12 protein-coding genes and 1 pseudogene are annotated in these 13,338 nt (G+C 29.4%); 12 read left to right on the top strand and 1 reads right to left on the bottom strand.

Going from position 1 to position 13,338, the window contains the following annotated elements:
- Nucleotides 1–468: 468 nt before the first annotated feature.
- From sleB to CC89_RS10750, 8 genes are all read left to right on the top strand, one after another.
- Nucleotides 469–1,167, top strand: coding sequence for a spore cortex-lytic enzyme (sleB, locus tag CC89_RS10785; protein WP_035292058.1), 699 nt, complete (start codon nt 469–471; stop codon nt 1,165–1,167).
- Nucleotides 1,168–1,507: 340 nt separating this feature from the next.
- Nucleotides 1,508–2,206, top strand: coding sequence for a lysophospholipid acyltransferase family protein (locus tag CC89_RS10780; protein ID WP_035293547.1), 699 nt, complete (start codon nt 1,508–1,510; stop codon nt 2,204–2,206).
- 54 nt (nt 2,207–2,260) lie between these two features.
- Entirely contained in the window at nt 2,261–2,899 is a 639-nt protein-coding gene (gene nth, locus CC89_RS10775; protein ID WP_035292056.1) for an endonuclease III, read from the top strand.
- Nucleotides 2,900–3,116: 217 nt separating this feature from the next.
- Nucleotides 3,117–3,371 (top strand): hypothetical protein, encoded by a 255-nt coding sequence (locus CC89_RS10770; RefSeq protein WP_035292054.1) that lies wholly within the window; start codon nt 3,117–3,119, stop codon nt 3,369–3,371.
- A gap of 106 nt (nt 3,372–3,477) precedes the next feature.
- Entirely contained in the window at nt 3,478–5,136 is a 1,659-nt protein-coding gene (locus CC89_RS10765; RefSeq protein WP_051931724.1) for a PAS domain-containing sensor histidine kinase, read from the top strand.
- 329 nt (nt 5,137–5,465) lie between these two features.
- Nucleotides 5,466–6,047: a LemA family protein gene (locus CC89_RS10760; RefSeq protein WP_035292050.1), complete on the top strand. Its 582-nt coding sequence runs from the start codon at nt 5,466–5,468 to the stop codon at nt 6,045–6,047.
- Nucleotides 6,048–6,256: 209 nt separating this feature from the next.
- The gene (locus tag CC89_RS10755; protein ID WP_051931722.1) at nt 6,257–7,108 is read left to right on the top strand and encodes a TPM domain-containing protein; all 852 of its coding nucleotides are present in this window, start codon (nt 6,257–6,259) and stop codon (nt 7,106–7,108) included.
- Nucleotides 7,109–7,135: 27 nt separating this feature from the next.
- Nucleotides 7,136–7,891 carry a DNA alkylation repair protein gene (locus tag CC89_RS10750; RefSeq protein WP_035292045.1) on the top strand — a complete coding sequence of 252 codons (756 nt, stop codon included), beginning with the start codon at nt 7,136–7,138 and terminating at the stop codon, nt 7,889–7,891.
- 197 nt (nt 7,892–8,088) lie between these two features.
- On the opposite strand, the gene CC89_RS10745 is transcribed toward CC89_RS10750, so the two are convergent.
- The gene (locus CC89_RS10745; RefSeq protein ID WP_035292043.1) at nt 8,089–9,126 is read right to left on the bottom strand and encodes a M42 family metallopeptidase; all 1,038 of its coding nucleotides are present in this window, start codon (nt 9,124–9,126) and stop codon (nt 8,089–8,091) included.
- A gap of 194 nt (nt 9,127–9,320) precedes the next feature.
- On the opposite strand from CC89_RS10745, the pseudogene CC89_RS19565 reads away from it, so the two are divergent.
- The 4 genes and pseudogenes from CC89_RS19565 to CC89_RS10730 form a co-directional block, all read left to right on the top strand.
- Nucleotides 9,321–9,864, top strand: a pseudogene (locus CC89_RS19565) (peptidoglycan binding domain-containing protein); the annotation flags it as partial.
- 90 nt (nt 9,865–9,954) lie between these two features.
- Nucleotides 9,955–10,878 (top strand): VanW family protein, encoded by a 924-nt coding sequence (locus CC89_RS19560; RefSeq protein WP_051931717.1) that lies wholly within the window; start codon nt 9,955–9,957, stop codon nt 10,876–10,878.
- Nucleotides 10,879–11,193: 315 nt separating this feature from the next.
- Nucleotides 11,194–12,153: an AAA family ATPase gene (locus tag CC89_RS10735; protein WP_035292038.1), complete on the top strand. Its 960-nt coding sequence runs from the start codon at nt 11,194–11,196 to the stop codon at nt 12,151–12,153.
- Entirely contained in the window at nt 12,137–13,297 is a 1,161-nt protein-coding gene (locus tag CC89_RS10730; protein WP_207641506.1) for a DUF58 domain-containing protein, read from the top strand. The genes CC89_RS10735 and CC89_RS10730 overlap by 17 nt, the downstream gene beginning before the upstream one ends.
- Nucleotides 13,298–13,338: the final 41 nt, after the last annotated feature.

Below are 13,338 nucleotides of genomic sequence, written 5' to 3'. Positions count from 1 at the left end.
AACTATTTCATTTAATGAAATAATTTTAACTTTTCCATTTTACTTTTTTATCTAAACTAAAGATTTTCCATAACGTAGTGGAGGAAAATCATCCTTTAGTTAGCTGTATTCCCCCATAGATAGCTTATGCATGAACCGAAAAATCACACTTTAAGGGAGTGAAAAAATTGGAATTGGGGACTATGGAACTAGCTTTAGAACTTCTTATGTTTGCAGATTTCAATTCCCGTTAAGAAACCTTCTTGTTTGAGGGACGTAAGGAGTGAGTTAAGGTTTTAGGGAATTGAAATCTGCAAACATGTAGAAGTTCTTAGCGTATTGTGATTAGTCCCAAATTACAATTATTTCACGGACTTAAAGTGTGATTTTTTTTACGGCACTTACATCACAATTTTTCTTATTTCATGTATTTTTTTTGATTTTGGGCGCAAAATAACATTATTAGAAAAACAAAAGGGGTGCCTAAATGTGAAAAAAGAAATTATAAGTAGAATGATAGTTTGCTTTATAAGCATTACACTTACATATGCAGTAGGGGAAATATATACAAGAGATTATAAAAAGGCAATTCAAACTGAGGCATACTACTATGGAGCTAAGGCAGATATAATATATAAAGTTCAGTACAACTTAAAAAAGTGGGGATACTATAAAGGAGAAATAGATGGAATTTATGGTTATCAAACTTTTCAAGCAGTAAAGGCTTTTCAGGCTAAAAATGGACTTCAAGTAGATGGTGTAATAGGGGCTAGAACTTTAAGTGCATTAGGCTTAAGTACTGGAACTACTACATCTTCTCCTGGATATTCCTCTAATAATGCAGATGTAAATTTATTAGCTAGATTAATAAATGGAGAGGCTAGAGGAGAACCCTATGAAGGTCAAGTAGCAGTAGGTGCAGTGGTTTTAAATAGAGTAAGAAATCCTCAATTTCCATCTAGTGTGGCTGGAGTAATATATCAACCAGGTGCATTTACGGCTATAGTGGATGGGCAAATAAATGCAAAAATAGAGGAGTCCTCCATAAGAGCCGCTAGAGATGCACTTAATGGCTGGGATCCTTCAGGAGGAGCTATGTATTATTTTAACCCTGCTAAGGCTACAAGTAAATGGATATGGTCAAGGCCATTAATTAAAATCATTGGCAAACATAGATTTTGTAAATAGTAAATTTGGCAAGAAAGTCTTCCTTTATTGTTTGGAAGATCTTCTTGCCATTCTAATATAGGCAATAGCTTGTTTTAGTGGCAATTCACAATAGACTTTTAAAGAATTTCCATCTATAATATATTTAGAATGATTATAGTAGAATAACATAAGGTATATGAAAAGAATTAACAAGTCAAATATGCTAGTATGTTTGACGTCAGACAAGGAAGCAGGTTCCGCTTTTGGTGGACTATCGCCCGGTTCTGCTGACGCAGTATGGCGTAAAATAGACTAGCATAATGACTTATTATTTATTTGAATGTGCCTAAGAGTAATTTAAGTGAAGGGTGGAAATGAAATGATATCTGGATTTATGATACAGCTTATAAATATGTTGCCTGATAAATTATTGATATGCTTATCAAAAAAAATATTAAATAACTATATAGATAAATACGCTAATATAAAATTAGAGGGTAGAGAAAATATAAATAAAATAAAAGGACCTACTTTATTTGTAAGTAATCATTTAAGTAATTCAGATGGACTAGTTCTTAATAAAATTTTAAAAGAAAAAAATCCTACCTTTGTTGCAGGAGTAAAATTAAGTGAAAATAAGCTTACAAGATTAGGAATACATATGGTGAAAACTATACCTATAAAACCTAATAGTGCAGATAAGGATGCTATATCCAATGTAGTGAAGACTCTAAAAGATGGACAAAATGTACTTATATTTCCAGAAGGGACTAGAAGTAGAACAGGAGCAATGATAGAAGGTAAAAAGGGAACATTTTTAATAGCTAAGATGGCTAGAGTTCCAATAGTTCCTATTGGTTTATCGGGTACGGAAAAGCTGCTACCAATAAATGATCAGGATATGGGCAAAGAAAAGTTTCAATATGCAGACGTTTGTGTTAATATTGGTGAGCCTATAGAGCTTCCTAAGATTAATAAAGATGAGGATAAAAAGGATTATAGGGAAAGAGCTATGAATTATATTATGAAAAGTATAGCTAATTTAATACCGGAGGAGTATAGAGGAAGGTATAAATAATTAGTGTTTTATGAATAAATGTGGTAATAGGGATTTCTGAAGGAAGTGTTTATAATGGATGAAAACAGTATTTCTAAGGTTTTGGATATATTAAGTAAGACTTATGAGGGAGCTAAGTGTGCATTAAATTTTAACTCTCCATATCAGTTATTGATTTCTACTATATTGTCTGCTCAGTGTACTGATGAAAGGGTCAATAAGGTAACAGCAGAACTATTTAAAGAATATGGAACTCCAGAAAAAATCATAACCTTAACCATAGAGGAACTAGGGGAGAAGATAAAATCTTGTGGACTTTATAAGAATAAAAGTAAAAATATATTAGGTGCTACAAAGGATATAATAGAAAAGTTTAATGGACAGGTACCTAAAACTATGGAGGAACTTACAAGTCTTGCGGGTGTTGGAAGAAAAACTGCTAATGTGGTTTTAAGCAACGCCTTTGGAGTACCTGCCATAGCTGTGGATACTCATGTGTTTAGAGTGTCTAATAGAATAGGCATAGGAAAAGGTAAGAATGTAGATATAGTAGAAAAAGAACTTATGAAAAACATACCTAGAGAAATGTGGAGTGATTCACATCATTATATAATATGGCATGGAAGAAAAATATGTAAAGCAAGAAAACCAGAATGCGAAAATTGTCCTATAAGTTTATATTGTGAGTTTTATAGAAAAATTGATGATAAGTAAAATTTAACAAAAACATCGTTTGGATTTAATTTAATTATATCTAAATGATGTTTTTTTTATATAATCCACTTGTAAAAAAATGGAATTAACCTTATAATATATACTACAGACTAAATGGAAATAAATTGAAATAGACATATAAGATAATACTGGAAGATATTTAATATTAAAATTACATTGCTATAATGTTAACTTTATTAGATAGGAGGAAGGTAAAATGAGAATGAAAAGAGCAAAACGAAGGAGAAGAGAAAGGAATAATATAATATTAAAGAATGTAATTATGGCAGCAATTGTAATATTAATAAGTTTAATCAGTTATTATAATACATTTCATTTAAAAGAACAGACTTCTTGGATTATTCAATTAGATAGGAATAACCCCAGTGGATATATTAAGGTGTATAGAGAAAATATAAAAAATTATAGTGAGAAAATTATTCATATTATTAAATTAAGCTCAAAATATTAGAAAAGTATTCATTTTAAAGAAGGAATTTACAAAAAATCCGTAGAATATAAAGGTATACATCAAGGATGTGATGTATAAGGACTTTATATTTGGGGGTGAAATAACAATGGTAGGGGAGATTTTCAATGATGGAGAATTAGATATATATAAAATTGCCAAGGAGGTTACCGAAAACTCAGTAAAATTTAAATCAGTAACAGAGTTAGATTCTGTAATTACATTTATATACGATGATGATAAGTGTATATATATGAATTCTGTTGCAGAGAAATATACGGGATATTCTAATGAAGAAATTATAAATATGAAATTTAGTCATTTGTTTCATAAAGATTGTAGAAAAGATTTATTTAATATGCATTCGAATGTTAAAAAAAAGAAGAAAAAAGGTGCTAATGACATCAAACTTATAAGCAAAAATGGAGAGGAAAAATGGGTTCAATTTATTAATGGAAAGATAAACATCAGTGGAAAGGAATTTATTTTAGGTTTAGCTTTTGATATTACTAAAAGAAAAAAAGTTGAAGAGGAGTTGGAAGAAAGTAAGAATAGATATAGAAGACTTCTCAAATTTATGCCTGATGGTGTTGTAGTCCATAAAAATGGAATTATTAAATATTGTAATGATTATTATGCTAATTTAATTGGATACAAATCTCCTCATGATATATTAGAAAAAAATATATATAGCTTAGTGGGTGTTCATGAAAAATATGTATCAATTAATCAACAAAGATTAGATAGGGTTAAAAGAGAAGGAGTTATTCCTTCAACAGAAGAAAAATTTGTAAGGAAAGTTGATAATAAAATTATAGAGTTAGAAATCACCTGTACTTTAGTTCCTTTTGAAGATGATATTTCAGTTATGGAAATAGTAAGAGACATATCAGAAAAAAATAGAATAGAAGAACTAAAAGAAAAAGTTAAGAAAAAGACTATTCAACTAAAAGAACGTAAAGAATATGATAGAATAAGAAATGAATTTTTTGCAAATATTTCTCATGAGTTAAAAACCCCTGTAAATGTTATATTTTCGGCACTTCAGGTTATGGAGTTATACAAAAAAGATGAAATCAAATCTAATGATTCTAAATTTAATAAATATTTAAGTATAATGAAACAAAATTGCTATAGGTTAATAAGAGTAGTGAATAATCTTATAGATATTACTAAAATTAGTGCCGGATTTTATGAAATACATATGTGTGATTGTAATATAGTAAATCTTGTGGAGGATATATCCCTATCAGTAGGAGATTATATAGAAAAACATGATATACAGCTAATTTTTGATACGGATGTAGAGGAGAAGATTATGGCTTGCGATCCAGATAAAATAGAGAGGATAATTTTAAATTTATTATCTAATGCTATTAAATTTACTGAGCCTGGGGGAAGTATATATGTAAACATGTATGATAGGGGAGATTACATAAATATAGTAGTTAAGGATACTGGTATAGGAATACCCAAGGAGAAACAAAAAGAAGTATTTAGTAGATTCACTCAAGTAGATAAATCTTTATCTAGAAACAGAGAGGGCAGTGGTATAGGACTTTCTTTAGTGGAGTCTTTAGTAAGAATGCATGGAGGAATAATTTCTTTGAAGAGTGAGGAAAATAAAGGTACTGAGTTTACAATAAAGCTTCCAGTAAAGCTGGTTGGAGAAAATTGTAGTTGTTATCAAGAGGATTCCATAAAAAAATACAACAATATTGAAAGAATTAATATAGAGTTTTCAGATATATATAATAATCATAATTAACTGTATGAAACTAGGAAACTTAGAAATTGGTGTGGTTACCGTTATCTCTAACTTTTGTAGAAGGTATAAGTATTGTAGTAGTTAGATATGAAATAAAAAATTAAATTGAATAATAAATTGGTGTGTAAAGTTATATACTTTATAATATATAGATAATTATACAAACTTATACATACCAATTAAATATTATAATAGAATAGGGCATTGATATATTTAATATTAATAATAACTATTTATATGACAAAATAACTGCATTTTATTTATAAATGTATTATAATAGATATATTATATTTAAAATTAGGAATAGAGTATTTTGGGAGGTGTATATTATGAACAAAACTTTAAAAACAGTTCTAATAGTTTTAGCAGTGATTCTAGTAATAGCATTACCTTTGGTAGGAACATATAACAAAATGGTTTCTTTAGAGCAAAAGGTAGAGCAAAGCCAAAGTGAAATAGAAAAGCAACTTCAAAGAAGAATGGATTTAATCCCTAATCTTGTGGAAACTGTTAAAGGATATGCTGCGCAAGAAAAAGAGATATTTACAGATATAGCTGAAGCTAGATCAAAATTAGCAGGGGCAGGAAATATGCAAGAAAAGGCCAATGCAGATGGACAATTATCATCAGCACTATCTAGATTATTAGTGGTTGTTGAAAAATATCCAGAGTTAAAGTCTAACGAGAACTTTAGAGATTTAATGACATCATTAGAAGGTACAGAAAATAGAATAACCATAGCTAGAGGAGATTATAACGATAGTGTTAATAAATATAATGTAAGCATAAGAAAATTTCCTAATTCTATAGTGGCAGGTATTTTTAGGTTTGAGAAAAAAGAATATTACAAGGCTTCCAATGGAGCAAAAGAAGTTCCAAAAGTAGATTTTTCTAATGTAAAGGGGAAATAATCATTAATATAAAAAGAGAAATTTGTAAAAAATCATAAAAATATTAGATTAATAGCTCAACTTTCGCAGTTATAAAATCACAATTATCTTTTTTATTTAGTGTTATAACCAAAAGGTATGAGTAATGATCAATGTATAAATGATCATTAAAATTTATGTGCCAAAGTTGAGTAAATAGAAATTAAAATAATTAAATGGGATGTATGATTATGAAAAAATCGAAAAATAGATTTTTATTTAGTTTGCTAAGTATATTTTTTGCATGTTTTTTATGTCTTCAACCGGTATATGGAGAGGCTCGTTATCCAAAGCCTACAGAATATAAGTATGTAAATGATTATGCAAACATAATAGAAAAAGATGAGTTAGAGACTATAGTATCTATAGGAAAAGAGCTAGAGGATAAAACTGGTGCTCAAGCAGTAATAGTAACTATAAAATCATTACAAGGTCAGGACTTAGATGACTATGCTAATAAGCTTTTTAGAACATGGGGAATTGGTCAGCAAGGTAAAAATAATGGACTTTTAATACTAGTGTCTAAGGAAGATAGAAAATGGAAAGTTGAAGTTGGCACAGGATTAGAAGGAGCTGTTACAGATATACAATCTAAAAGAATATTAGAAGAGTATTTTAAGCCAGAAGGTAAGAAAGGTAATTATGGTAAAGGGTTAAAGTATAGCTATTCCGCATTGGTAGATAAAATAGCTAAGGAATATAATGTAAGTTTAGATAAAAATAAAAAAGTTAACTTGCCTAAAAAACGAGCTGGAAGTAGTTCTAAAGGCTCGAGTAAATTTATAAGTATAATAATTATACTTATATTATTAGATGTTTTTGGAAATAAGGGTAGATTTTTAGGTAAATTAATGGAATTTATGTTTTGGGATTCCCTTTTTAACGGAAGAAGTGGAAGAAAAAATTTTCATGATGATGACGATGATCACTTTGGAGGCTTTGGGGGTTTTGGTGGAGGAAGTTCCGGTGGAAGTTCTGGCGGAGGCTTTGGAGGCTTCGGCGGAGGAAGTTCTTCTGGTGGAGGCTCTTCTGGAGGATGGTAAATTAAATAAATTTTTGGGAGAGATTATATGGATGTAGATAATTTAAGTATTATTCAATGGAATAAGGAAAGTTATGCAGAATTTAAAGAATTTTTATATTCTATAAAAGATGAGGAGTATAAAAAATTTAATGAGAAAATTATTCCTAACTTAGGGAAATCTATAGGCATTAGAATTCCTAATCTAAAGAAGATAAGTAAAAGTCTTTCTAAGAATAATGATTTGATGAATTTCTATAATTTTTTGGAAGAGGGGGATACCTACGAAGAAAAGCTTATTCAAGGTATGCTTTTTCCTAATCTGCCTTATGGAGATACTAAGGAAATGTTTAATAATATAGATTTATACATTCTAAGAATTCATAATTGGGCTTTATGTGATAGTTTTGTTGGGAGCTTGAAAAAAGTAGTCAAAAAGAACAGAGAAAGTTTTTTTATAAGGACTAAAAAATATATACGTAGCACTAACCCATGGGAGATTAGATTTGGACTAGTGTTACTAAACAACTATTTTACAGATAAAAAACACATAGAAGATATATTTCTCATGATAAGGTATGTGGACAGTAAGGAATATTATGTGGTAATGGGTATGGCTTGGCTTATAAGTACTTGTTATTTTGAGGATAAGTCATTGACTTTAGAATTTATAGAAAGTGAAAAGATTTCCCGGGAAGTTAGAAATAAATCTATACAAAAAATATTAGAATCTAAAAGGTTAAGTGAAGATGAGAGAGAAAATATAAAAAATCTCAGAAAAAACAATAGAAAGTTATCAATATAAGTAGCCCCTTTCTTATTCTAATAAACAAATTTTTAAGTTTTAGATGAAGCTTTTTTACTTTGTCTAAAACTTGGAGATTATTATTTATAGGTATAGTTGCCATCAGGTCTTATGACAGCAGCCATGATAAAAAAACTACCGAGTTTTAAGCAGAATATGCATAAAAAAACTTGGTAGTTTTTTATGTGAAAGGTTGTCTAATTGCAGGAACAATAGTTAAGAACAAGCTCCACAGTAGCTAAAATAGAATCCATATGAGTTCTTTCGTAAGCATGGGATGCAAAAACGCCAGGACCTATAAGACCAGTTTTTATATCCCAACCAGCCCTAAGTGCAGCTGAGGCATCAGAACCATAATAAGGATAAGTATCTATTTTATAATCTATATTATTTTTTTTACATATATTAGTTAGCTTTTTTCTAATATCTAAATCATAAGGACCGGAAGAGTCTTTGGCACATATACATACGCTATATTCAGAGGAATTTTGGTCTAATCCAGGAGCGCCCATATCAACGGATATAAATTCCCTGGTCTTTTTAGGTATATAACAAGCACCATGACCTACTTCTTCATAATTGCTTATTAATATGTTGGTTGTGTAAGGAAGTTCTAAAGAATTTTCTAATATGTATTTTATAACATAAAGAAGAATAGCAACGCTAGCTTTATCATCTAAATGTCTTGTTTTTATAAAACCTTTTTCAGTAAATGAAGTTCTGCTATCTAAGCATATAAAATCACCTACACTTATTTCTAATTTTTCCACATCTTCTTTGGAAAAAACCTTTTCATCTAAAACTACTTCCATATTTTCAGGGATTCTCTTAAGCTCCCTGGCATCATTACCACTTATATGTACAGAAGGTTTTTTTGTTTGAATTGTTCCAGTGAAAACTTTACCATCTATAGTTTCTATAGTACAATTTTCTCCTTCTATTGAATTCATCATATATCCACCTAGTGGGGTTAAAGCCAAAGTACCATTGGCATTAATGCCTTTAACCATAGCTCCTAACGTATCCACATGGGCAGATAAAGTTCTTTGGTTTTCATCATCTTTTCCTTTAATAGAAACAATTATGGCGCCTTTGTTAGTAGTGTAATAATAGGCACCCATAATGTGTAATTCTTCTTTTATATAGTCCATTATTTTATTAGTATAACCTGTTGGACTAGGTATAGTTAGAATGTTATTTAAATAGTATTTAATTTTTCCCTCATTTAAATTCATGTCAATTCCCCCTAAAATAGTTTCAAGTGTTTATAAATTAATTTTAGCATAATTAAATATTTTTTTAAATAAAATTATTATACTCAAATTGGTAATATAGAAAAAATATTATAGTATATTTAAATATAAAAATATATTAACATTAGCGGTTTTTGTAGTATAATGATTTAGGATATGTAAAGGAGAGAATTACTATGATAACAAGAAATGAAACGAGCAGACGATTTAGAAATATAGTTGTTACATTTATAGCAATAATTATATGTTTTTTAGTAGGATTTACTAGTTACGCCTATTTTAAAGTGAAAAAATACCAAGGAGTCATTTTACCGGGAATAAAGATAGGGGGCTTAGACTTATCAGGAAAAACTAAGGAACAGGCTTTGAAGATATTAGGTGAAAAGCAAAATTCCATAGAAAGAAATAACAAAATTACCATAAAGGCAGAAGGAAAAAGTTATTATATACAATACTCTAATTTGAATATTAAATATGACATTAATTCTGCTTTAGATGAAGCGTATTCCTATGGTAAAGAAGGCAATATTTTTAAAAAATACCTTGACATAAAGAAGGCAAAAAAAAAAGAATTTTACTCTTAAATTTACTTACGACTATGAGAAAATAAGAGATATAATTGCTGAAATCTCTAAAAGTGTAGATAAAGAACCTAAGGATGCAAAAATAAACTTCACTAATGCAGGTGGGATACAAATAATCTCAGAAGTTGAAGGCAAAAAGCTACAAGCAGATAAATTAGAGAAGAAAATAAAAGAGGAGATAGAAAAAAATAATGGTGAAGATTTTGCCTTAGATGCGCCACTACAAGTGGCAAAACCAAAGGTTACTAAGGAAAAATTGAAACAAATAGATACTTTACTAGCAACTTTTAGTACAAGCTATAGAAGTTCATCCTACCAAAGAGCCACTAATGTTAAGTTATCTACTGAAAGTATAAATGGTACGTTGGTAATGCCAGGAGAAGTATTTAGTTTCAATAATGTAGTGGGAAGAAGGACAGCAGAAAAGGGTTATATGGCAGCTGGAGTAATAGTTGGAAATAAGTTGGAGTCAGGATTAGGTGGAGGGGTATGTCAAGTATCTAGTACTCTTTACAATGCAGTACTAAAGGCTGGGTTAAGTTCTGTAGAAAGAGCTCATCATTCATTTCCATCTAGTTACGTGCCTTATGGTATGGACGCTACTGTAGATTATGGAAATATAGACTATAAATTTAAAAATACATTTGAATATCCTATTTATGTTGTAGGATACACAGGCGGTAGAGTGGTTACATTCAATATATACAGCAATAAAAGTTTAAAAAATAGAACTTATTCGTTAGAGAATACTGTGTATCAAACTTTGCAAGCAACAGTTCAGACCAAAGATGATCCGAATTTAGAAGAGGGAAAGACGGAGGAGATTCAACCTGCACATACAGGTTATAAAGTTAAAGTTTATAGAAATATATATGAAAACGGAAATCTTGTTAAAAAGGAACTAATATCAGATGACTTCTATAGACCTGTAAACGGCATAGTAAAAAAAGGAACTAAGAAACCAGAAAAAAAACCAGAAGAAACTCCTAAGCCAAGTACCAAACCAGGTGTAGAACCTGCTAAACCAAGTACGGAAACTCCTAAGACAGATACTAAACCAAGTACAGAGACTCCTAAATCAGGTACAGGAACTTCTAACCCAGGTAAGGAGCCAGCAACGTCAAGTACAGATACTAGTAAAACAAATTAAAAACATGATTAAATAAATATAGTGATTGAACAACAAAAAGGTACAATGTATTGGAATTATGAAATTTCTCTTCTATGACTTGTATAAAAGCTCGGAATAATTTTAACAAAATATAATTAAAAAAATAGTACTCATATTTTTATGAGTATTATTTTTATGGAAAAAATAGAAAAAGTCAGATTAAAGTTATATAATAGATGTAAATACCTATTAAAAATTAAGAAAATTTGGGATTGGGACTGGTTACTGGAAATTAGTTACTGGAGATTAAGGTTGGTGTTTGGGAATTAATCAAAAAAAGAGGGGGTAATAGAAGTGAGTAAAGAAGTTGAATTAATAGAAAAAATAATAAATAATATGGAAAAGGTTATAATAGGTAAAAATGCTGAAATAAGAAATATATTAAAGGGTATAATATCCAATGGAAATATCCTCATAGAAGATATACCTGGTGTTGGTAAAACTATGTTGGTGAAAGCTTTAGCTAAGTCACTTAATTTGTCCTATAGTAGGATACAATTTACACCAGACTTGTTGCCTTCAGACATAACAGGAGTGTCTATTTATAATCAAAAGACTATGGAATTTCAATTCATAAAAGGACCTATTTTTGCTAATATAGTTTTGGGAGATGAAATAAATAGAACTTCCCCTAAAACTCAAGCAGCACTGCTTGAAGTAATGGAAGAAAGACAGGTATCAGAAGGAAATAATGTATATAAACTGCAAAGTCCTTTTTTTGTTTTAGCTACTCAAAATCCTATAGAGTATGAAGGTACATATCCACTTCCAGAAGCTCAACTAGATAGATTCATGATGAAAGTTAGAATAGGTTATCCAAGTCAGGATGCAGAATTAAGCATATTAAATGTATATAGAAAAAATGAGCCTATTGAAGATATTGAAGCCGTTGCAGAAGCAGAAGATATAATGCTATTGCAGCATAAAGCTAGAGAAATATATGTTAGCGAGGACATAAATAAATATATAATAAATATAATTGATGCCACTAGAAATAATAAATTTTTAGTACTAGGTGCAAGTACTAGAGCAACTTTGGCACTACTTAGAGTATCGCAAGCTAATGCACTTATGAATGGGAGAAATTATGTAGTACCTGAAGATGTGAAAGATAATGCTCTATCAGTATTAAGCCACAGAATAATATTAACCCCTTCAGCAAGGGTAAGCAATTATACATCAGATGATGTAGTCAAAGATATTTTAAGTACTATAGCGGTACCAAAGGTAAATGAAAATGGTAAAAATAAATAAAAAATTTATATTTATTCTCATAATCTCCTTTATAGTAGCAATTATATTGGGAGGAAATCTTCCTTATGCTGTTTTTTATACCTTTGTGGTTACGTTAATTATTGAGCTTATATACATATATAAAGTAATGGAAAACTTACATGTAGTTTTTAGAGGCAAAAAGAATTCTTATACAGTAGGTGAAAGTGATGATTTGGAGATATTAGTAAAAGACTATAGTATCCCATATCTTTATATATTTAATAATAGCATTAAGCTATTCGATAAAAATTATAATGGACATTGCGTGTATGTAGATTCCAATACAAGTGGAATTATAAAGCTGAATTTGACATTTAATTCTAGAGGAGTGTTTGACTTAGGAAAGTTTAATATAATAGGATACGACTTATTTAATATATTTTCTTTGAAAAAGGAATATTACGTAGAAAATAAGCAGATAAAAGTATACCCTAAAATATACTCTATAGATGGTAAATGGGTTTTTGGAGATGGAACTTGTGATAGTAGAAGTATAAACAGAAACTTTAATGAAGACACATCTTTGTTAAAAGATATTAGAAAATATGTAAGTGGAGATAGTTTAAAAAGAGTTCATTGGAAGTTAAGTGCTAAACATAGACAGCTTTATGTTAAAAATTTTGAAAGTACTAGTGGAAAGCTTGGCAATGTGTTTTTGAATATGAGTAGAGGAAGCTACACATCCGATAATGGTAAATGGGTAGAGGATAAATGTATAGAGATAGCTGCTTCATTAATAAACTACATGAACATAAATGGAATTAAAAGCAAAATATTTATAAGTGATAGTAAAAATACCAAGCTAGAAGTATATAATCTCCAGTCTTTTAATGAATTTATGGAGGATATGGTTAGAGAAAAAAGTGATGGCAATATAGATTTTTGTGATTTTATAGATATGAATATAAAATATATTTCTTATGGTGGACTTATTTATATAGTTACTTCAGAAGTTCATGAGAAACTTTGGAATACTTTATGTTCACTAATAAACAAGAATTATAAAATAGTGTTATTATATTGCTTGGTTGACACCTATAATGCCAAATACATGGAATCCTTAGAGAAAATAGGGGTTAAGACTATAAATATAAATAGTATAGTACAGAACAATTTCAATTAAACATTGCAAAATTAACACTTAATATGTATATATTCCGCAAA

This window comes from Clostridium sp. KNHs214, assembly GCF_000744935.1.
Taxonomy (GTDB): Bacteria; Bacillota; Clostridia; order Clostridiales; family Clostridiaceae; genus Haloimpatiens.
This window is presented reverse-complemented; position numbering and strand designations above follow the sequence as displayed.

Bases quoted from the DNA above. Each gene is read 5' to 3' on its own strand.
- CC89_RS10730 (WP_207641506.1), top strand. From the start codon at position 12,137: ATGGTAAAAATAAATAAAAAATTTATATTTATTCTCATAATCTCCTTT.
- CC89_RS10760 (WP_035292050.1), top strand. From the start codon at position 5,466: ATGAACAAAACTTTAAAAACAGTTCTAATAGTTTTAGCAGTGATTCTA.
- CC89_RS10765 (WP_051931724.1), top strand. From the start codon at position 3,478: ATGGTAGGGGAGATTTTCAATGATGGAGAATTAGATATATATAAAATT.
- CC89_RS10745 (WP_035292043.1), bottom strand. From the start codon at position 9,126: ATGAATTTAAATGAGGGAAAAATTAAATACTATTTAAATAACATTCTA.
- CC89_RS10770 (WP_035292054.1), top strand. From the start codon at position 3,117: ATGAGAATGAAAAGAGCAAAACGAAGGAGAAGAGAAAGGAATAATATA.
- CC89_RS10755 (WP_051931722.1), top strand. From the start codon at position 6,257: ATGAAAAAATCGAAAAATAGATTTTTATTTAGTTTGCTAAGTATATTT.
- nth (WP_035292056.1), top strand. From the start codon at position 2,261: ATGGATGAAAACAGTATTTCTAAGGTTTTGGATATATTAAGTAAGACT.
- CC89_RS10780 (WP_035293547.1), top strand. From the start codon at position 1,508: ATGATATCTGGATTTATGATACAGCTTATAAATATGTTGCCTGATAAA.
- CC89_RS10750 (WP_035292045.1), top strand. From the start codon at position 7,136: ATGGATGTAGATAATTTAAGTATTATTCAATGGAATAAGGAAAGTTAT.